Here is an 18,787-nt window from a genome sequence, read left to right as displayed (position 1 = left end):
AGGGCCTAGATCGACGCTACGGTCTGGGCCACCAACATCACGGCGATCAGCAGATCCACATGACGGCGAGGCGAGTAATCGGCCTCGCCGTCTTTGCGTTTGCGGTCCATCTCCGATTCCTCCGACAACAGCCGCGTCAGCCCGGCGCGCGGCAGCTTGCGGCCGCTGTGAAGCAGGCTTTCGGCGCCAATTCGGGCGGCCTGAACCAGCAAGCGGGGGCGGGTGAGGGTGCTGAGATCGGGGGGCATGTCGGACATGGTGGTGTTCCTGCTCTATTCGGGTGAGTCGTCCTCAGCATGTCCCGATCCGACAGGGTGTTGCATCCGATCCAGTGACGCCGCGCGCTGTTCTGCATTTGTTTACAATTTGGAAACAATTAGCACCCAAATACGAGGATTTTAACCAAACAGTAATCAATACTCCCAAAGGCTTGCGGGACTTATCCACAGCATTGGTGCCCGGAGGCTGGCGATGACAGGTGATGTGACAAATCGGTTAGGACAGGCCGCTTACCCCGGCTGGCTGCCCGAAAATGCACGCAATTACCTCGATCACGTAGGTTTTGGCGCATCCTTGCGGGAAATCGCGCGCAAGAAGGGATGTCACCCATCAACGATCGGCCGCCGTGTGCGCGCGGTCGAGGCGCGCCGTGAAGATCCGTTGGTCGATGAGGCGCTTTCTGCGCTGACGGCCTGTTGTGTTTCTAATTCAGAAACAATTAACCAGTTTAAGGAGCATCCCCCGATGACAGCACCCCTGAGGCCACCCCTGGTTTCCGACGACACTACCGTCAACCGGGAAGCCCGACGCATCCTGCGCAGGCTATGTGAAAAAGAGGCTACCCTGGTGCTGGCGCAGGACATGGACAAGGCAATTGTCCTGCGCAAAGGCAGCGATGGCAGCCAAACCAGAACCGCTGTTCTGGACCGCAAGGTGGCCCATGCCTTTGCACTGAAGGATTGGATCCAGACCGCCAAACAGGGGCGGGTCAGTATCTATACGATCACCGAGGCGGGCAAGTCGGCCTTGAAACGGCTGATCGAGGAGGATCGCAAGCGCCGCCGTGCCCCGATGGAGATGGCGGAGGCCACGACGCCCTTTCTTGCGCAGCACCAGCTATGGGGTGAAAAAACTGTTGAACAGGATGACGGAACGATCCGCAAGATGCGGATAAACCTAGCGGAATCACCCTTGGCGATGCTGGCACGGCGCAAGGGGCCGGATGGCAAACCGTTCCTGACCATGGACCTTGTGCAAGCGGGTGAAAAGCTGCGAGAGGACTTTGAACGCGCCCAAATGGGGCCGCGTGTGGCCCAGAACTGGGACAAGTTTCTGACGGGCGGCGACCGCGGGGCGGGCTTTTGTGATGGTGGCATCGGTGAGGGGCCAAGTGCTGCGCGCAACCGGGTTACGCGGGCGCACGACGATCTGGGTCCTGGCCTGGCGGATGTCGTTATGCGCGTCTGCTGTTTTCTGGAAGGGCTGGAATCAGCTGAAAAGCGGCTCGGCTGGTCGGCGCGATCGGGCAAGATCGTTCTCAAGATCGGATTGCAGCGGTTGCTGACGCATTACAACGAGGTGTACGGCTTTGTTCCCGCCTAGCTAGATTGATGCCAATTTGGAAACGATAGGCGCGGGGGCCGTTTCCGAAACCTCTCCCTGATTTCCTCCGCCACCTTGCCGCCCGTCCAGATCCTGGTCGGGCGGTTTTTGACGGCTCAGGCGTCTTTCGGGCGCAGCGCCAGCCAGATCAGCGCACCACCCGCGAGCGCAAGGAAGGGGATCATCGCAAGGTTGACCGAGGTCCAACCCGCCGTCACGGACCCACCCGCGCAGTTCATCAAGCCGCCGGAAGCCAGAGAGGCAATGGTCACGCAGCCAAAGACGATCGCATCGTTCAGCCCTTGGACACGACCCCGTTCCTCGGGCGCATGGGCGTTTTGCAGCATCGCGGTCGCGCCGATAAAGCCAAAATTCCAGCCAAGTCCCAAGAGGATGAGGGCGATATAGAAGTTCTCCAGCTCCACCCCCATCAGCGCCACGCCACCCGCGGCCGCAAGGATGAACAGGCCAAGCGCCACGATGTTCGTGGTGCCAAAGCGGGCAATCAGATGGCCGGTGAAGAAGGACGGAATGAACATTGCCAAGACGTGAGCGGACACGATATCGGCTGCCGTGTCCTGTTCATACCCGCAGCCTACAACCGCCAATGGCGTCGACGTCATGACCAGATTCATCAGCGCGTAAGAGACCATGGCGCAGATGATCGCCACGACAATCTTGGGGTCGCGCAACAGCTCGGCCCGTGTCCGCCCGGCCGGGTCGCCCTCGGCCCGCATCGGCGGCTTCGGAATGTCGAGGAAGATAAAGAGCAGCATACCACCGAGGTTCAGCGCGATGATTGTCAGGTAGATGCCCAGGAAGGGAATCACCGTTGCATCATTGGTCAGCTTCACCAGTTGCGGCCCGATGATGGCAGAGGCCAACCCGCCCGCCATGACATAGGAAATCGCCTTGGGGCGGAAGCTTTCCGAAGCTGTGTCCGAGGCCGCGAAGCGATAAAACCCCTGCGCCGACATGTAGATGCCCGCGAGGTATGACCCGATCAGGAAGATGACGAAACTGTCCACGTAAAGCCCATAGGCCGAAATCGACGCCCCCGCCGCACCGCCAAGCGTCCCGATGGAAAACCCGATCTTGCGGCCAAAGCGCTGCATCGTGTTCGACAGCCAAGGCGCGGTGGTCATCGAGCCGAAGACGATCAGCGAAATGGGCAGCGTCGCAAGGCATGGATTCGGGGCCAGCATCTGCCCGGCAAGCCCGCCCACGACGAACATCATCGGCATTTGGCTGCCCAGAATGGCCTGCGCGGCGACAAGCACCATCACATTGCGCCAGGCGCGTCGGTCGTCGGTGGGGGAGTGAACTGTGTCAACCATGGCGAAATCGCTAGACCCGTTCGCCGGGGAAGGAAAGGGGGGCAGGGCAAAATACTTGCCCTGTTAAGTCACGAAACGGAAAGGCGCGCTCAGGCTCCGAGGTTTTCCGCGATCATCGAGATCATCTCGAACATGACCGCGCCCGCCACCATCGCCGTGATATTGTTGGGGCTGTCCTTTGTGGGCATCAGGCAGACCACGTCTCCACCGACGATATTCAGCCCCCGCGCCGCGTGGATCAGCGCCATCGCCTCGTCGATATCAAAGCCCTTCACGCCGGGTTCCAGGTTAGACACGGCAGGCGCAACGGTGGGATCGAGGCAATCGAGGTCGAAGGTGATATAGACGGGCCGCCCGGCCAGCACATCTTTCGCCTGCTCAATCACATCGGCCGCCCCGCGACGCCGGTAATCTGCCATCGTCACGACGTTGTAGCCGTAGTCATAGGAGGGTTGCAGCCAGTCGAGCGTGCGCGGATGACCCCGCAACCCGATCTGCATCGACCGAGTCGGATCGACCTTGCCCTGATCGGCCAGATAGGCCCCCCAATGCGCAGCCGATTTCTCGGCCCCCAGGAAGTGATCGACCTTTGTGAATACATCCGTATGGGCGTCAAGATGCAGGAAGCTGATCGGCTCGCCCCCCGCGATCTTGCCCTTCCCAAGCGCCTGAACGATCCCGCCAGTGATAGAATGATCGCCCCCGATGGATACGGGGCGCGCGCCGGTTGCATCAATTTTCGTATAGAAATCCGTAATTTGCTGGATGCAGTGTTCATTGTCATTGGCACGGGGGAAAGGCACATCGCCCACGTCCACAATCTTGCGTGCCCACGGGTCGACACCAAAGCCCCCATGCACCCGCCGTTGAACAGCAGACATATTGCGCACCGCGCGGGGCCCGAGATGCTGGTCGCGTTCCGTCGTGCCGTTGCCGGTGGAATGCGGCACCCCCACCAGCGCAATCTCTGCCCCGTCCGGTGCCTCATTCGGGGCGCGGAAAAAGGTCGGGATGCCCCACCAGTAGAGGTTGTTCATCATGCTGGCGTCGTGTTCTTCGGCCATCTCCGGTCTCCGCTGTTGCTTGTGCACAGCGTGGCGTGGCTTTGGCGGCTTGGCAAAACATTTCCGACCTGAAAGGGTGCGCCCATGGTTGGACGGATCATCGAAACCCCCGATTGCGTGGCAGAGGGCGCGGCATGGCTGGCGCGCGCCGAGCCGCGCTTTGCCCATGCGCTGAAGCTGACCGGCCCGCTGCCGCTGCGCCGCCGCAAGGATGGGTTCGAAGAACTGCTTTCGGCCATCATCAGCCAGCAGGTGTCCGTTGCCTCTGCCAGCGCCATCTGGGGCCGGATGCAGGACGCGCAGCTGACCGATCCGCAACGGGTGGCGGGTGCTAGTGAAGAGGATCTGCGCGCCGTGGGGCTTTCGCGCCAAAAAGTCCGCTATGCCAAGGCGTTGGCGGATGCGGGCATCGACTTTGCCAGCCTTCGCACCGCGCCTGATGAACAGGTCATTTCAATCCTGACCGAAGTCCCCGGCATCGGCCGCTGGACGGCAGAAGTCTATGCGATGTTCTCGCTCGGTCGCGCCGATGTCTTCGCGCCTGCCGATCTGGCCCTGCAGGAAGCCGCCCGGATCCTGTTTGCCCTGCCGGGTCGGCCGAAGGAAAAACCGCTTCGACAGATGGCCGAAGCCTGGTCCCCCTGGAGAGCCGTTGCCGCCCGCGCACTTTGGGCCTACTACCGTGTCGCCAAAGACAGGGAAGGGATCAGATGACTCGCACGTTAGACTTCGCAACGCGGCCCGCGGCCTCCGGTCAGGCCGACAGCCTCGTGATTTTCCTGCACGGCTATGGCGCCGATGGCAACGACCTTCTGGGCTTGGCCGATCCCCTGGCCCCGCATCTGCCCAACACCATGTTCGCCGCCCCCGATGCGCCCGAACGCTCCGCCATGAACCCGATGGGGTTCCAGTGGTTCCCGATCCCGTGGATCGACGGATCGTCAGAAGAGGCTGCGTCAGAGGGCATGGCCCGCGCCGTGGATGACCTGAACGCCTTCCTTGATCACATCATGGAGACCCATGGTGTTCCGGCACATCGCACCGTGCTGGTGGGCTTTTCGCAAGGCACGATGATCAGCCTGCATGTCGCCCCGCGCCGCGAGCCGCCCTTTGCTGGCGTTGTCGGCTTCTCGGGCCGCCTGCTGGAACCGGAGCTTCTGGCCGATGAAATCGTCAGCCGCCCGCCGGTTCTGCTGATCCATGGCGATCAGGATGATGTGGTGCCCCCGCAAAGCCTGCCCCAAGCCGCCGAAGCCCTGCAAGCCGCGGGCATCAGTGTCTACGCGCATATCATGCGTGGCACCGCCCATGGCATCGCGCCTGACGGGCTCTCCGTGGCGCTGGCCTTCATGCGGCAGGTGCTCGGCATCGAGGATGACGCGGAAGCGGACTAAGCCTTCTTCTTGGCTCCAATGCTTCCGCCGGAGGCAACCAGCCTTTCCAAGCATCTTGGTGTTGGTTCCGGCAGACCGTTCCTCTCCAAACTTCCGTGGCAACGCGGCTCTTCGAGGCCTCCGGCGCAAGCCGGGGGTTGAGAGGGGCCGCTCTCGGGTCGACGCCGTGAGGCGGCGAAACCGCCCTGCCTGTGGATAACCGTCATACCCCCGTCATCTGCCCGATCTATTACAAAAGCGCGCAACCCAAAATGTGGCGCTTGCCAGCCAGATTTTGGCAGATATAGTGGTTACATGGCTGGAGCGGGTGCTCCCGCTCTGATGCCGGAAAACGGGCAGACAGGGCGAGGGTGGAGTCACTCATGGACGGCGACGGCAGTTTCAGAACGGAATTTGTAAGAGAGCCAGGAAGGCTCAACCAGCACCCGGCATTGGTGCTAAACGCGGATTACCGCCCCCTTTCATATTACCCATTGTCGCTCTGGCCCTGGCAGGATGCGGTCAAGGCCGTTTTCCTCGACCGGGTGGATATCGTCGCTGAATACGATGCCTTCGTCCATTCGCCGACCACGAAAATCCGGATCCCCTCGGTCGTGGTGCTGCGCGACTATGTAAAACCGCAAAAGCGCGTCGCCTTCACCCGTTTCAATCTGTTCCTGCGCGACGAGTTTTCCTGCCAATATTGCGGTGGCAAGGGCGATCTGACCTTTGACCATGTTGTGCCGCGCGCCAGCGGCGGGATCACCTCGTGGGAAAATGTGGTGGCGGCCTGTTCGCCTTGCAACCTGCGCAAGGGCTCGAAAAGCCTGCGCCGCTCGGGTCTGTCCTTGCGCAAGCCGCCCCGCCAGCCGGGCGCAGAGGAGCTGCGCAATATGGGCCGCAAGTTCCCGCCCGGTCATTTGCACGACAGCTGGCTCGATTTTCTCTATTGGGATGCCGAACTGGACGCGTAAGCTCTGCCCATGAGCTGGCCAGAGAATCAAAGCGAAACGCCCGCGCATCTGCTGGACAGCGATCGCGCAGCGGGGTTCGAGATTACCCCCGATCACAGCCGTTTTTCCCAGATGAACGACATGTTCACCCGCGCTTTCTGGGATGACACCGTGCGGAACAAACACACTGACGGCTTCTTCGCCTCCTACAGGATGGAGGCGGCTCCGCGCCGCGGCGAAGGCTTTCAAACCCGCGATTTTGCATTGCGCAACGCGGCGTGGCGGGTTTCCGACATGGTGTCCGATCGCCATGCCGCCGAGGGCGAGCGCGAAGGCTTTCAGGCCCCCCTGCGCAGCGACACGCCCGTTGCAGCCGACAAGGCCGATCTTGGCACCCCGCAGGACGAAGCTGAGGGCATAAAGCGCGTCGCAAGGCTCTTTGGCGCAGATCTGGTAGGCATCACCCATATTGACCTGCGCTGGCATTACTCCGACCGCCCCGACACGCGCGACATGACACCGGTCCCCAATGAGCTCCCTGAGGGGCTGACCCATGTCATCGTCATGGCCCATGCGATGGATTTCGATCTGGTCGAGACCTATCCAAGCGCGCTGGCGGGCGCGGCGACGGGGCTCGAATACAGCCACGAGGCTGCCATCGCGATGCAGCTTTCGGCTTATATCCGCAATCTGGGCTTTCAGGCGGTGGCCAGCATGAACGATACCGCACTGGTCATTCCTTACGCGATCAAGGCGGGCTTGGGCGAATACGGGCGCAACCAGATGGTGTTGACCCCGGAATATGGTCCGCGTGTGCGGTTCTCCAAGGTTTTCACCGATATGCCGCTGGCCGTGGATGCGCCGCGCAGACTGGGCCTTGCCGATTATTGCCATGGCTGCACCAAATGTGCCGAGAGCTGCCCACCCAAGGCGCTGCCTTTCGGCGCCCCCGACTTCGGGGAAGAAAAGGCCGCGGGCAGCCCATCCACCCAAAGGGGCGTGCGCAAATGGTCGGCCAATTGCGAGGCGTGCTTCGGCTATTGGGCGAAACTGAAATCCGATTGCGCCATCTGCATGCGTGTTTGTCCCTTCAACCGGCGCGGCACCTGGCAAGATCGGCTCTGGCGCTGGCTGGCGCTTGGCGGGGCAGGGGCCATGGGCGTTCGGCTGGCGCGGGCCTGGCAGAAACGCCAGGGCGTCCGTCCGCGCCTAAAGCCGCGTGACTGGTGGGCAAATCCCCGCTAGCCTCACGCCAAATCATGACAGGGAGTCACCCATGGCCGATCCGTTCTTCACCCCGATCTCGGGCTTCGAGCTGCCGCGTTTTGCCGGCATCCCAAGCTTCATGCGTCTTCCGCATGTCGGGCTGGATCACGCCCGGATCGCAGAGGTGGAGATCGGTCTGATCGGCGTGCCTTGGGACGCTGGCACCACCAACCGCCCCGGACCCCGCCACGGCCCCCGGCAGCTGCGCGATATGTCCACCATGATCCGCGCCCAGAATGACGCCACGGGTGTGCGCCCATTCGAGGCGCGCAACTGTGCCGACTTGGGCGATGTCGGCCCCAACCCTGCCGACCTGATGGACAGCCTGACCCGTATCACCACCTTTTATGACAAGGTGAAATCCCATGGAATCAAACCCCTGACGGCGGGGGGCGATCACCTGACCACCCTGCCGGTTCTGCGTGCACTGGCCAAGGACGCGCCCCTTGGCATGATCCATTTCGACAGCCACACCGACCTCTTCCACAGCTATTTCGACGGGCGCATGTACACCCATGGCACCCCGTTCCGCCGCGCGGTGGAGGAGGGGCTGCTGGACCCCAAGCGCGTTGTGCAGATCGGCATTCGCGGCACCGCCTATGACAGCGAGGATCGCGATTTTGCCGACAGCGTCGGCATCCGTGTGATTCCGATCGGCGAGTTTCACGCCCGCGGGGTTGAGGACGTGATGACTGAGGCGCGCGAGATCGCAGGAACGGGCGACACCTATGTCAGCTACGACATCGATTTCGTCGACCCCGCCTTCGCGCCGGGCACCGGCACGCCCGAGGTGGGTGGCCCCAACAGCTACCAGGCGTTGCAGGTTGTGCGGGAACTGACCGGCGTCAAGATCGTCGGTGCCGATCTGGTCGAGGTTTCACCGCCCTTCGATCAGGCCGGCAACACCGCCTATCTGGGCGCGTCGATCATGTTCGAGCTGCTCTGTGTGATGGTCTGACGGAAATCTGGCCGGGTTTTCCCTGTCCCTGCTTCTTCTCTGCCCAAATACTCCCGCGGGAGGCGTCCAACCTTTCCACATATTTTGGTGTTGGCTCCGGCAGGCCGCTCCTCACCACACTTCCGTGGCAACGCGGCCCTTCGAGGCCTCCGGCGCAAGCCGGGGGTTGAGGAGGGCCGCTCTCGGGTCGACGCCGAAGGCGGCGAACCCCTTCAGGCGGAACAACTGGCCCCGCCAAGCACACAGAACTTCGCGCAATGGGGGTGGTTCAGAGCCACCTCACGCTCGGCCTCTGCCAGCGTCTCACCCATCTCAAATCCCTCGTCATAGGCCAGAAGCGTGCAGGCCAGAACCGTCGGCCGCGTCGCGCCCTTGCGTTTAACCACCATGCGGGATGACGCGCACATGACGCTTTCGGGCGATTTGCCGAGGATGCCCCAACAGGCCGTGGTGATTTCGGGCACATCGACCTGAGCGTCCATCTCGGGAAATAGCACGAGCGCGGCAGGGTCGGTCGCGTCGATCCGGTAGGATCGCCTATGGAACAAATCGGCAAAGTGAGCACGACATTCCGCCTCGGTTTCCCCCCAAACGGTGCGCGCCGCGACCGTCATGACGATGCCCTGATCGCGCAGCCAATCCATTCCATGAAGCGTCTTGTCATAGCTGCCCGTACCCCGTTCCGTGTCGTGCAACGCCCGCGACCAATGGTCGAGCGACACCCGTAGTGTCAGCTTGCCGGGATAGGTGGCGTTCAGCTGTGCAAGTGCTTCGCGCACCCGGCTGCGCATCATCGGCAGCATGGCATTGGTCAGGATCAAAACCTCGTACCCGCGCGCCAAAGCTGCTTCGGCCATGCCGATCATCTCGGGGTTCATGAACGGCTCTCCGCCGGTAAACCCGATCTCGTGAACGCCCCAATTGCGCGCTTCCAGCTGGTCGAGATACTCTTCCACCTCGATCCGGCTTAGATAGACAAGCGCGTCATTGGTGGGGCTCGACAGGATGTAGCAATTCGCGCATTCGATGTTGCACAGCGTTCCGGTATTGAACCACAGCGTTTGCGGATTGCTGAGCGCTACGGTCGCGCGGGGCTCTCCCTTGGCGGTTTCGGTCGGGTTCTGGAATTTCTGCGGGTCGAGCGTGTCTTTCATAGTCCGGGCCGTTGTTCTGCGCCAATGGCTAAGCCGTTCGCCAAAAAAAGAAAACAGCCTCTAGCCGTGTCAACGCCATTGTGATCTTTCCGTGAAAGGCTGGACGTGAAAGAATTATCGGTGTAGAGCCTGCACGACAGCGCCTGATAGCGCTAACATATCCTGGGGTGGTCCGGTTGCCGCCCCTAGCCTGAAGGAAATTTCCATGGTTGCGCGCGTCATTCCGGTGGAAGAATTTGATCTGGTGATTTTCGGCGGCACGGGCGATCTGGCCCGGCGAAAGATCCTGCCGGGGCTTTATCGGCGCTTCTGGTCGGAACAGATGCCGGCTGGTGCCCGCATCATCGGCGCCGCCCGAACAGATCAGGACAGCGACGCCTGGAGGGCCTTCGTGCGCGAAGCGATTGAGGAGTTCGTGTCCGAAGCCAAGCGCGTGCCAGAGACCATCGACGCGTTCCTTGAATGTCTGAGTTACGTACCGATCGACGCCATGGGCACCGGTGGCTGGTCCGAGTTGCGGAAGCAGATGCGCCCCGATGTGGTCCAGGCGTTCTATTTCTCGGTCGCCCCCAGCCTGTTCGGATCCATCGCAGAGCGTCTGAAAGACAATGGCATCGCCCGCGAGGATGCGCGGATCGTGGTTGAAAAACCCTTTGGCCGCGATCTCGCGACAGCAAAGGCCCTGAACGCCACGCTCGCCGCCCATTTCGACGAGGCACAGATCTACCGAATCGACCATTATCTGGGCAAGGAAACCGTGCAGAACCTGATGGCGGTGCGCTTCGCCAATATGCTGTTCGAGCCGCTTTGGAATGCCCAATATGTCGATCACGTGCAGATCACCGTGGCCGAAACCGTGGGCGTCGGCGGGCGCGGGTCCTACTATGACAAATCGGGCGCGATGCGCGACATGGTGCAGAACCACCTGATGCAATTGCTGTGTCTGACCGCGATGGAACCGCCTGCCCATTTCGAACCCAATGCGGTGCGGGATGAGAAGCTCAAGGTGATCCGGGCGCTCGATCCGGTCGATCAGGCCGATATCGTGCGTGGCCAATACAAGGCGGGCAAAGACGGCGCCAGCTACCGCGATGATGCGGAAAACGGCGACAGCCTGACGGAAAGCTTTGTCGCCATGAAGGTCCATATCTCCAACTGGCGCTGGAACGGCACGCCGTTCTATCTGCGGACCGGCAAGCGCATGTCGTCGCGCATGTCCGAGATTGTGGTGCATTTCAAGGAACCGCCCCACAACATCTTTACCGAGGCTGCCGATCCGCGATGCAACATCCTGACGATCCGCCTGCAACCAGATGAGGGCATCGACCTGCGCATGACCATCAAGGAACCGGGGCCGGGCGGGATGCGTCTGGTCGAGGTGCCCATGGACATGACCTTTGCCGAGGCGCTTGGGCCGGAAGCCGCCGATGTGCCGGACGCTTATGAGCGGCTGATTATGGATGTGATCCGGGGCAATCAAACGCTGTTCATGCGCGGAGACGAGGTGGAGGCTGCATGGGCCTGGACCGATCCGATCATCGCTGGATGGACAGCCCGCGAAGATGTACCCTTGCCCTATGACGCCGGGACGGCAGGGCCGGAAGATGCGCTTATCCTGCTCTACCGCGATGGCCGCCGATGGAGGGAGATTTCCGCATGAACCTGGTCGAATACCCTGACAGCGACATGATGATGCTGGACCTTGCCGATGCGCTTGCCAGCGAATTGGCAGACCACCTTCGCCGCGACGATGCGGTCAGCTTTTGCGTACCCGGTGGCAGCACGCCGGGGCCTGTCTTTGACGTGCTGAGCGAACAGGCGCTGGATTGGGACAGGGTGACGGTGTTCTTGTCGGATGAACGTTGGGTGCCTGCGGATAACCCGCGCTCCAACACCAAGCTGATCATGGAGCGGCTTCTGATCTCCAAGGCGCGGCGGGCGCATTTTGTGCCGCTCTATGCAGCGGCGAATACGCCCGAGGATTACGTGGATGATCTGGCCAGGGGGTTGGAACCTCATCTGCCGATCACCCTTTTGCTGCTCGGAATGGGGGCGGATATGCATACCGCGTCGCTGTTCCCGGGCGCGGACCGGCTGGCCGATGCGCTGGACGATCATGCACCTGTACTGGTGCCCATGCGTGGCGGCGGCGCGCCGGAACCGCGCGTGACACTGTCGGCACGGGTCCTGGCAGCGGCACTTTCAACCCATATTGTGATCACCGGCGAGGAAAAGCGCGCCGCACTGGAACGGGCGCAATCCCTACCCGTGGACCAGGCGCCTGTACGGGCTGTCCTGAATGGTGCAACCGTACATTGGGCACCTTAAGAACGCCTAGTAACTCATTGATTTAATGCCAGGAAGGAAATCGCCCATGTCCATCTGGGACGATCTGAAAGCACATCACGCAGCCAAGTCAGGGCGGACAATCGCAGAGCTCTTTTCAGCCAATCCTGAGCGGTTTGAGAGCTACAGCCGGACGGTTGATGGTATGCTCTTTGACTTCTCCAAGACGACCATCGACGCGGGCGCGCTGTCGCTACTGATCGAACTGGCCCGGAATGCAAAAGTCGAAGATCGCCGCGAGGCGATGTTCACCGGCGAGAAGATCAACGAAACCGAAGGCCGCGCGGTGTTGCACACTGCCTTGCGCGCACCCGGCGGCGTCATCAATGTGGACGGACAGAATGTCATGCCCGGCGTGCTGGAAACCCGCGCCCGGATGGAGGCGTTTGCCCGCGCCGTACGGTCAGGCGAGATTGCCGGGCAGGGCGGGGCCTATACCGATGTTGTCAATATCGGCATTGGCGGGTCGGACCTCGGCCCCGTCATGGGCACGCTGGCTCTGGCGCCCTATCATGACGGGCCGCGTCTGCACTACGTCTCGAACGTCGATGGTGCGCATATCCATGACACTCTCAAGGGGCTGGACCCGACGCGAACGCTGGTCATTGTCGCGTCCAAGACCTTCACCACCATCGAGACCATGACCAACGCGGAAACCGCCCGTAACTGGATGGCGGGTCTGGTGGACACCCCGGCCGATCAGTTCGTGGCGCTGTCCACCGCCGCCGATCTGACCGCGGATTTCGGCATCGCGCCCGAGCGGGTCTTTGGCTTCGAGGATTGGGTTGGCGGGCGCTATTCGATGTGGGGGCCCATCGGGCTTGGCATGATGCTCGCCGTTGGACCTGAAGAGTTCGGGGATTTCCTCGCGGGTGGCCACGCCATGGACACCCACTTCCGGCAGGCGGATCTGGCTGATAACCTACCGGTTCTGCTGGCCCTCGTGGGCATCTGGCACAACCAGGTGCAGGGCCACGCCACCCGCGCCGTGCTGCCCTATGACCAGCGTCTGCTGCGGCTGCCCGCCTATCTGCAACAGCTGGAGATGGAAAGTAACGGCAAGCGCGTGTCGATGGATGGTGCGGATCTGGAGAGGGACTCCGGCCCCATCGTCTGGGGCGAACCGGGCACCAACGGACAGCACGCGTTTTACCAGCTGATCCATCAAGGCACCCGAGTCGTGCCGTGCGAATTTATCGTGGCTTCCGAAGGACATGAGCCCGATCTGGCCCATCATCACCGGCTGCTGGTCGCCAATTGTTTCGCTCAGTCCGAGGCACTGATGCGGGGCCGCTCGCTGGAAGAGGCGACCGCGATCATGGCCGCCAAGGGGCTGACGGGGGCCGAACTGGACCGCCAGGCGCGCCACCGCGTTTTCCCCGGAAACCGCCCCTCCACGACGCTGATCTATCCCAAGCTCACCCCCTTCGTTCTGGGCCAGATCATTGCGCTCTATGAACACCGGGTCTTTGTCGAAGGCGTGATCCTGGGCATCAACAGCTACGACCAATGGGGCGTGGAACTGGGCAAGGAACTCGCCAAGGCGCTGGAACCGGTGCTGACGGGCGCGTCCGACGGGGCAGGCAAGGATGGCTCGACGCTCGGGCTGGTGGCCTATGCGAAGGCGAACGGCCTGAGATGATCCCAAAAAGAAAGCGCCCCATCTGTGGGGCGCTTTTTTTGGAGCGGGTAGCGGGAATCGAACCCGCACCTTAAGCTTGGGAAGCTCGCATGATACCATTTCACCATACCCGCGCTCTGGGTGCCGGAGGTAATCCGGGGCCCGGGGACAGTCAAGTGCCGTCGGGCCAATTGGCGCGCAGATTTTGCGGACGGTAAAAGGGCCAGCGCGCCATACGGTCAGTGACGCTTTCGTCGATTTCGTGATCCTCGGGGACAAAGCGGGGTTCTTCCAGCGGCAGGTACCATTTCCACAGCACCGGCAAGCGGCCCGGCCAGCGACGGCGTTTGATGGATTTGGGCAGGATTTCAAGCGGATACCACCAGATCGACATGCTGTCATGGATCTCGGCCATGGCATCGGGGCGGGCATAGGGGGTGCCGTCGAGGGCGGTGGCCTTTCGGTTCGCCCCTTCGAAATGGACCTTGCGGCGTTTGGGGTTCAGCTTCAGGCCCGGCGGTGGAAGGGGCAGGCTGCGTGCTGGATCGGGGGGTGACTTGGCGCGGTCTTCACGGTCTGCAGCGATCTCTTGCCGCTCAAGTTCATCCAGCATCCAAAGAAGGGTCAGCTTGCCGATGCCGGATTCCCTCTCTCTCGGGCTGCCACCGATGTCGGAGTGATAGCCGGGAAACCACCGCTGGCGTACATATTGCTGCCGCCTCTGGTTCTCATGGCGGAAGCGGTTGCCGAAGTAGGGCTCCGTCTGCTCCCACAGCAGCGGACGGAACATGGAGCGCCGTTCGTCGAGTGCCAACGCGTGCAGCACGATCCTTACAGAGGGGTTCGACAGCACCTCGGCATGGACGCGGAGTTCCATGGGGCTGTAGTTCTTCATCAGCGACTGAATGGGGCGCTCGAACCCGACCATGGAGCTGACCGTATCGAAGAGGCACAGTGCGCGGATCGGCACGCTCTGGTCGGGTTTCAGCGTGTCCTCGTAGCGACGCAACTGGCGGAACGTGACCGAATGGGGCTGGTCGCGGTCGTGGTCCGTCACGGCACGATAGGCACGGAAGGCGCCCGTCACGAGATGCAGTTTGTCCGGTTCGATCAGTCCGAAATTATGGATGAACCCGGCCAGAATACGCGCCGCATAGGCCCCGCGGGAAAAGCCGAAGATATAGATGTGATCTTTCTGCGCCTCGGGCCTCTGGGCTTTTCCCGCAACGCCAAGCTGCCGTTTCAGGCCCTGCTCATAGCTCCATTCCTTGTTCTTCTGCGCGGTGCTCTTGTAGGATCGGCAGAGGAAGCGATAGGCGTCGAGTACGTCATCCTCCAGTCCGAGCCCAAAGGCCAGACCGGCCACCGAGCGCGCTTTTTGCCGCCATTTCCAGTCGAACAGACGCGGTTCGTCAAAGGTTCCTACGCCTGGGACGTAGTAGGTGATCTGATCGTCATCGTCCCGCAACGCGTTGTAAAGTTTGATGATATTTGTCTGAAAATCTCCGACCTCATTGCCGGTTCCGTCAAAACAGATAACGATCTTTCGGGCTTTCATGACGCGGCGCCTCGTGACTGGAACATCCGGTCAGTGTGACGGACCCGCATTGTAACGCAAGTCTGGATAACCCTAACCCAGCACCCCGAGCCGTTTGGCAAAGCCCTTGTAGTCAGCGCTGCGATCTGCCGGGGTCAGGTTGGCGTTCGATCCGTAGGTGAAATCGACCCCGGCACCTTCCACCAGCCGGTTAAAAAGGTTGAACAGCGCGCAGACCTGCACCGCGTGGTAAAGTGCATCCTCCGACCAGCCGGCGTCCATCACTGCCGCCACGTCCGTCGGGGTCAGGCGGCTTGGCAGGTTGTTCAGTTTGGCCACATAGGCCAGCAGGGGCCGCATCTTCGGGGCTATGGGGGCGGTATCCGGGTCTTCCAGCAGCGCGTCGATGAGGCCCGGTTCAATGCCTAACGCCTCGGCATAGATCTGATGAGAGCCGTGGCAGAAGGCGCAGGCATTGAGGCCCGAGACATAAGCCGCGATCAGCTCGCATTCCGCAGCTGTCAGCGGCGCGCCGGCGTGCATCACGCCCTCGACATGCATCAGCAACGGTCCGGCATGGGCCGGGTGGCGTGACAGCAGGTCGGACAGGCGGGCAGGGCTTGGAAGGCTGGGGAAAAGCGGCATGGGCGGTCTCCGGTTATCAGGGTTCGCCCATGCTATCAGCTGTCAGCCCCGACGTCGCCTGCGGCGTCCACCATCGGCCCCGTCCCCGCCCGCCGCGCCAAAGTGGACCTGGGGCAAGGTGACAACGCTGTTCAGGATCGGGAAAGGTTCCACCGCATTCGGAATGGCAGAAGCGTTCACGAAATGCTCCTGAAACTTGGGTTCCACCGCGGTTTCGATCTTGTGAATCTGGCGCACGACCCCTTCGATCCGCCCCCGCGCCTCTCGTGAACAAAGCGCGATCCGCGCGCCATGACCGGCGGCGTTGCCCGCGCTTGTCACCTTGTCGAGCGGCGCATCGGGGATCATGCCAAGAACCATCGCATGTTTTGGGCTGATATGGGCCCCGAACGCGCCCGCCAGAGTGACCCGGTCGACGGTCTCGACGCCCATTTCATCCATCAAGAGCTTGGCCCCAGCATAAAGCGCCGATTTTGCCAGCTGGATCGCGCGGATATCGCCCTGCGTGACGGTAATCCGCGGCCCGCCATCGGCGCTGCCATCATGGATCAGGTAGACATGGGTGCGCCCTTCGGCCTCGCAGCGGGGGGTGCCCACCTGATCTGCCGAGCCGATCAGGCCCGAGGCATCCAGAATTCCCGCAAGCCGCATTTCAGCCACCGCCTCGATAATGCCGGAGCCACAAATTCCGGTCACGCCGGTTGCCGCGCTGGCCTCGGCAAAGCCGGGATCGTCGGACCACAGCTCACACCCGATGATGCGGAAACGCGGTTCCTTGGTGATTGGATCAATCTCCAGCCGTTCGATCGCACCAGGAGCGGCCCGCTGGCCGGAACTGATCTGTGCCCCCTCAAAGGCGGGGCCAGTGGGTGAGGAACAGGCCAGTACCTTTTGCGTGTTGCCCAACAGGATTTCGGCATTGGTGCCCACATCGACCACCAGAACGAGATCTTCGGACTTATTGGGTTCCTCTGACAACGCCACGGCGGCGGCATCGGCCCCCACATGTCCCGCGATGCAGGGCAGAACGTAAACCTGTGCTTCGGTGTTCAGCGCCGTCAGGTCAAGCTCACTCGCCGGCAAGGACAGGGATGACGAGGTGGCCAGAGCGAAGGGCGCTTGCCCCAGTTCCACCGGGTCAATGCCAAGCAAAAGATGATGCATGACCGGGTTGCAGACGAAGACCGTTTCCATGATCAGGCTCGGGTCGATCCCGCCCTCTGTCGCGATTTCACCGGCCAGCGTGTTGATCGCTTCGCGCACCGCATTGGTCATCTCAATATCGCCGCCGGGGTTCATCATCGCGTAGGACACCCGGCTCATCAGGTCTTCGCCAAACCGGATCTGCGGGTTCATCAGACCGGAGGAGGCCAGAACGCGCCCGTCGCTCAGGTCGCACAGATGCGCCGCGATGGTGGTGGACCCAAGGTCGATGGCAAGGCCGTAGATGCCGCCTTCGTGCAGGCCGGGCCAGATGTCGAGAATACGGAATCCGGTCGAGCCCTGCGCCTGATGCAGCGCAACGGTGACCTGCCATTTGCCTTTGCGCAGAACCGGTTGCAGTTTGCGCATAAGAGACAGGCCCGCACTGACATTTTCAATCTGCCACTGGTCTTTCAGCGCGTTGCGCAACCGTTCGAAATCGCCCGAGGGTTCGTGCATGTCGGGTTCTTCCACCTCGACAAAGACCAGCCGCGTCGCCGGATCCATGACGATGGCCCGATCAGAGGCCGCTTTGCGCACCACCTGCCGGTGAACCTGGCTTTCGGCCGGCACATCAATGACGATATCGCCCTGCACCGTGGCCTGACAGCCAAGGCGCCGGCCCTTCTTGAGGCCGCGAACACGATCATAGCGCGCCTCGACTGCGTTCCAGTCCGACAAGGCGCCTTCGCTGACTGTCACCCCATGCTTGGGAAAGTCACCATAAGAGGGTGAGACCTGGCATTTGGAGCAAATCCCTCGTCCGCCACAGACGGAATCAAGGTCAACGCCCAGTTTGCGGGCGGCAGTGAGGATTGGGGTCCCAACCGGGAATCGGCCCCGCTTGCCCGAGGGAGTGAAGATCACGAGAGGAGTATCAGACATGCGCTCGCCTTTCCTTTGCGGATGGTTTTAACGCGTTGGTGGGTAAGCGAAAGGAGCGAAACGTCAATTTCCGGCCGGGTTGCGGCATGGGGCACAAAAACGGGCTATGCTGGCAGCCAGGGCATAAGACCGCTGGAGCCTGCAAACCACATGAATAGTGGGAAGGGCAGGATGGCAATGGCAATGGTGGGTAGGGTAACGCGCGGGGTGAAGACACCGCTCATCCCGGCCATCAGACAGATGCCACCGCCGCCTCCAATCAGGCCGGAGCCGGGCAAGTTGATCAGCAGCGCCAGTCCGACATAGCGGTAGCGCAGGGCGAAACGCGCATGTTTGCGTGGGAGTGAGCGTTGCAGCTCTCGGACCCGTTGCGCGGGGGACATGGGGCCAAGGCGATCGACGAGGGCTGCGGCTTTCGCAAGATGCAGGTCTAGAAAGAACCGTTTGAGAGATCGGATGGGAACGAGGCGCCCTGCAAGAAACGCGAGCGACAGGCCCCCCAGGGTCGCAAAATAGATAGGCAAGGCAAATTCCGGGCCGCGCAGTACCAGAAGCGCGATGGCGATCTCGATACCTGGCACAAAGGGCAGAGCGATGAGCAAAGCGTAAGTGACGAAAACGGCAAGGAGAATCAGCCGCTCCATCCGGGCCTCGGCTTGGGCGGGGAGGCTCTCTGCCCATGTCAGCGAATAGTCGATGATGACATGTGACAGGACCACGATAGCGACCAGCACGACCAGCTTCACAGCCAGACGGGGCAGGGACTCGCGCCATGACGGCGGGGCGCTTTCTATCTCCGTGCTCTCTGTCATTGGTTCGCCGAGAAGGAAGGTTGAGCCCCGT

General features: G+C 61.9%; 17 protein-coding genes and 1 tRNA gene. 9 read left to right on the top strand and 9 right to left on the bottom strand.

Features of this window, described 5'->3' with window-relative positions; all coding sequences use genetic code 11:
• Positions 1-5 precede the first annotated feature (5 nt).
• Positions 6-257 carry a DUF6477 family protein gene (locus ACROHD_RS09780; protein WP_432677538.1) on the bottom strand — a complete coding sequence of 84 codons (252 nt, stop codon included), beginning with the start codon at positions 255-257 and terminating at the stop codon, positions 6-8.
• A gap of 487 nt (positions 258-744) precedes the next feature.
• Between ACROHD_RS09780 and ACROHD_RS09775 the strand changes: the two genes are divergently transcribed.
• Positions 745-1,602: a DUF6456 domain-containing protein gene (locus tag ACROHD_RS09775; RefSeq protein WP_432677537.1), complete on the top strand. Its 858-nt coding sequence runs from the start codon at positions 745-747 to the stop codon at positions 1,600-1,602.
• 116 nt (positions 1,603-1,718) lie between these two features.
• On the opposite strand, the gene ACROHD_RS09770 is transcribed toward ACROHD_RS09775, so the two are convergent.
• Entirely contained in the window at positions 1,719-2,939 is a 1,221-nt protein-coding gene (locus ACROHD_RS09770; RefSeq protein ID WP_432677536.1) for an MFS transporter, read from the bottom strand.
• 89 nt (positions 2,940-3,028) lie between these two features.
• Entirely contained in the window at positions 3,029-4,003 is a 975-nt protein-coding gene (locus ACROHD_RS09765; protein ID WP_432677535.1) for an arginase family protein, read from the bottom strand.
• Between the two features lie 84 nt (positions 4,004-4,087).
• Between ACROHD_RS09765 and ACROHD_RS09760 the strand changes: the two genes are divergently transcribed.
• The 5 genes from ACROHD_RS09760 (at position 4,088) to speB (ending at position 8,553) form a co-directional block, all read left to right on the top strand.
• Entirely contained in the window at positions 4,088-4,717 is a 630-nt protein-coding gene (locus ACROHD_RS09760) for a DNA-3-methyladenine glycosylase family protein (RefSeq protein WP_432677534.1), read from the top strand.
• A complete protein-coding gene (locus ACROHD_RS09755; protein WP_432677533.1) occupies positions 4,714-5,397 on the top strand; it encodes an alpha/beta hydrolase in 684 nt (227 codons plus the stop codon). The genes ACROHD_RS09760 and ACROHD_RS09755 overlap by 4 nt, the downstream gene beginning before the upstream one ends.
• Before the next feature lie 362 nt (positions 5,398-5,759).
• Positions 5,760-6,350 carry an HNH endonuclease gene (locus ACROHD_RS09750; protein ID WP_432677532.1) on the top strand — a complete coding sequence of 197 codons (591 nt, stop codon included), beginning with the start codon at positions 5,760-5,762 and terminating at the stop codon, positions 6,348-6,350.
• Between the two features lie 9 nt (positions 6,351-6,359).
• Positions 6,360-7,574, top strand: coding sequence for a reductive dehalogenase domain-containing protein (locus ACROHD_RS09745; protein WP_432677531.1), 1,215 nt, complete (start codon positions 6,360-6,362; stop codon positions 7,572-7,574).
• Positions 7,575-7,605: 31 nt separating this feature from the next.
• Positions 7,606-8,553: an agmatinase gene (gene speB / locus ACROHD_RS09740; RefSeq protein ID WP_432677530.1), complete on the top strand. Its 948-nt coding sequence runs from the start codon at positions 7,606-7,608 to the stop codon at positions 8,551-8,553.
• Positions 8,554-8,765: 212 nt separating this feature from the next.
• Here the strand turns inward: speB and ACROHD_RS09735 are convergent, their stop codons facing one another.
• Positions 8,766-9,707, bottom strand: coding sequence for a radical SAM protein (locus ACROHD_RS09735; protein ID WP_432677529.1), 942 nt, complete (start codon positions 9,705-9,707; stop codon positions 8,766-8,768).
• Between the two features lie 205 nt (positions 9,708-9,912).
• Here ACROHD_RS09735 and zwf point away from each other — a divergent pair, with 205 nt between their 5' ends.
• Genes zwf through pgi form a run of 3 tightly spaced genes read left to right on the top strand, consistent with a single transcriptional unit; the run spans position 9,913 to position 13,695 of the window.
• On the top strand, positions 9,913-11,367 hold the full coding sequence (gene zwf, locus ACROHD_RS09730) for a glucose-6-phosphate dehydrogenase (RefSeq protein WP_432677528.1): 1,455 nt from the start codon (positions 9,913-9,915) through the stop codon (positions 11,365-11,367).
• On the top strand, positions 11,364-12,035 hold the full coding sequence (gene pgl, locus ACROHD_RS09725; protein ID WP_432677526.1) for a 6-phosphogluconolactonase: 672 nt from the start codon (positions 11,364-11,366) through the stop codon (positions 12,033-12,035). The genes zwf and pgl overlap by 4 nt, the downstream gene beginning before the upstream one ends.
• 46 nt (positions 12,036-12,081) lie before the next feature.
• Positions 12,082-13,695 (top strand): glucose-6-phosphate isomerase, encoded by a 1,614-nt coding sequence (gene pgi / locus ACROHD_RS09720; RefSeq protein WP_432677525.1) that lies wholly within the window; start codon positions 12,082-12,084, stop codon positions 13,693-13,695.
• Between the two features lie 39 nt (positions 13,696-13,734).
• Here pgi and ACROHD_RS09715 read toward each other — a convergent pair.
• The 5 genes from ACROHD_RS09715 to ACROHD_RS09695 all read right to left on the bottom strand — a co-directional run bounded on the left by ACROHD_RS09715 (position 13,735) and on the right by ACROHD_RS09695 (position 18,756).
• Positions 13,735-13,808, bottom strand: a tRNA-Gly gene (locus tag ACROHD_RS09715).
• 38 nt (positions 13,809-13,846) lie between these two features.
• Positions 13,847-15,232, bottom strand: a complete 1,386-nt coding sequence (locus ACROHD_RS09710) for a T6SS phospholipase effector Tle1-like catalytic domain-containing protein (RefSeq protein ID WP_432677524.1) — start codon at positions 15,230-15,232, stop codon at positions 13,847-13,849.
• A 72-nt stretch (positions 15,233-15,304) separates the two neighbouring features.
• The gene (locus ACROHD_RS09705; protein WP_432677523.1) at positions 15,305-15,856 is read right to left on the bottom strand and encodes a carboxymuconolactone decarboxylase family protein; all 552 of its coding nucleotides are present in this window, start codon (positions 15,854-15,856) and stop codon (positions 15,305-15,307) included.
• A 42-nt stretch (positions 15,857-15,898) separates the two neighbouring features.
• Positions 15,899-17,944 carry an ASKHA domain-containing protein gene (locus ACROHD_RS09700; protein WP_432677522.1) on the bottom strand — a complete coding sequence of 682 codons (2,046 nt, stop codon included), beginning with the start codon at positions 17,942-17,944 and terminating at the stop codon, positions 15,899-15,901.
• A gap of 104 nt (positions 17,945-18,048) precedes the next feature.
• Positions 18,049-18,756, bottom strand: a complete 708-nt coding sequence (locus ACROHD_RS09695; protein ID WP_432677521.1) for a hypothetical protein — start codon at positions 18,754-18,756, stop codon at positions 18,049-18,051.
• Between the last annotated feature and the right edge of the window lie 31 nt (positions 18,757-18,787).

Origin of the sequence: Nioella aestuarii (genome assembly GCF_050896395.1) — a bacterium.
GTDB classification, from domain to species: domain Bacteria; phylum Pseudomonadota; class Alphaproteobacteria; order Rhodobacterales; family Rhodobacteraceae; genus Nioella; species Nioella aestuarii.
This window is presented reverse-complemented; position numbering and strand designations above follow the sequence as displayed.

Excerpts from the sequence above, each read along its gene's own strand:
- ACROHD_RS09695 (WP_432677521.1), bottom strand. The coding sequence starts at position 18,756 with ATGACAGAGAGCACGGAGATAGAAAGCGCCCCGCCGTCATGGCGCGAG.
- ACROHD_RS09780 (WP_432677538.1), bottom strand. The coding sequence starts at position 257 with ATGTCCGACATGCCCCCCGATCTCAGCACCCTCACCCGCCCCCGCTTG.
- ACROHD_RS09735 (WP_432677529.1), bottom strand. The coding sequence starts at position 9,707 with ATGAAAGACACGCTCGACCCGCAGAAATTCCAGAACCCGACCGAAACC.
- zwf (WP_432677528.1), top strand. The coding sequence starts at position 9,913 with ATGGTTGCGCGCGTCATTCCGGTGGAAGAATTTGATCTGGTGATTTTC.
- ACROHD_RS09745 (WP_432677531.1), top strand. The coding sequence starts at position 6,360 with ATGAGCTGGCCAGAGAATCAAAGCGAAACGCCCGCGCATCTGCTGGAC.
- ACROHD_RS09760 (WP_432677534.1), top strand. The coding sequence starts at position 4,088 with ATGGTTGGACGGATCATCGAAACCCCCGATTGCGTGGCAGAGGGCGCG.
- ACROHD_RS09755 (WP_432677533.1), top strand. The coding sequence starts at position 4,714 with ATGACTCGCACGTTAGACTTCGCAACGCGGCCCGCGGCCTCCGGTCAG.
- ACROHD_RS09705 (WP_432677523.1), bottom strand. The coding sequence starts at position 15,856 with ATGCCGCTTTTCCCCAGCCTTCCAAGCCCTGCCCGCCTGTCCGACCTG.
- ACROHD_RS09700 (WP_432677522.1), bottom strand. The coding sequence starts at position 17,944 with ATGTCTGATACTCCTCTCGTGATCTTCACTCCCTCGGGCAAGCGGGGC.
- ACROHD_RS09750 (WP_432677532.1), top strand. The coding sequence starts at position 5,760 with ATGGACGGCGACGGCAGTTTCAGAACGGAATTTGTAAGAGAGCCAGGA.
- pgi (WP_432677525.1), top strand. The coding sequence starts at position 12,082 with ATGTCCATCTGGGACGATCTGAAAGCACATCACGCAGCCAAGTCAGGG.
- ACROHD_RS09765 (WP_432677535.1), bottom strand. The coding sequence starts at position 4,003 with ATGGCCGAAGAACACGACGCCAGCATGATGAACAACCTCTACTGGTGG.
- speB (WP_432677530.1), top strand. The coding sequence starts at position 7,606 with ATGGCCGATCCGTTCTTCACCCCGATCTCGGGCTTCGAGCTGCCGCGT.
- ACROHD_RS09770 (WP_432677536.1), bottom strand. The coding sequence starts at position 2,939 with ATGGTTGACACAGTTCACTCCCCCACCGACGACCGACGCGCCTGGCGC.
- ACROHD_RS09710 (WP_432677524.1), bottom strand. The coding sequence starts at position 15,232 with ATGAAAGCCCGAAAGATCGTTATCTGTTTTGACGGAACCGGCAATGAG.
- ACROHD_RS09775 (WP_432677537.1), top strand. The coding sequence starts at position 745 with ATGACAGCACCCCTGAGGCCACCCCTGGTTTCCGACGACACTACCGTC.
- pgl (WP_432677526.1), top strand. The coding sequence starts at position 11,364 with ATGAACCTGGTCGAATACCCTGACAGCGACATGATGATGCTGGACCTT.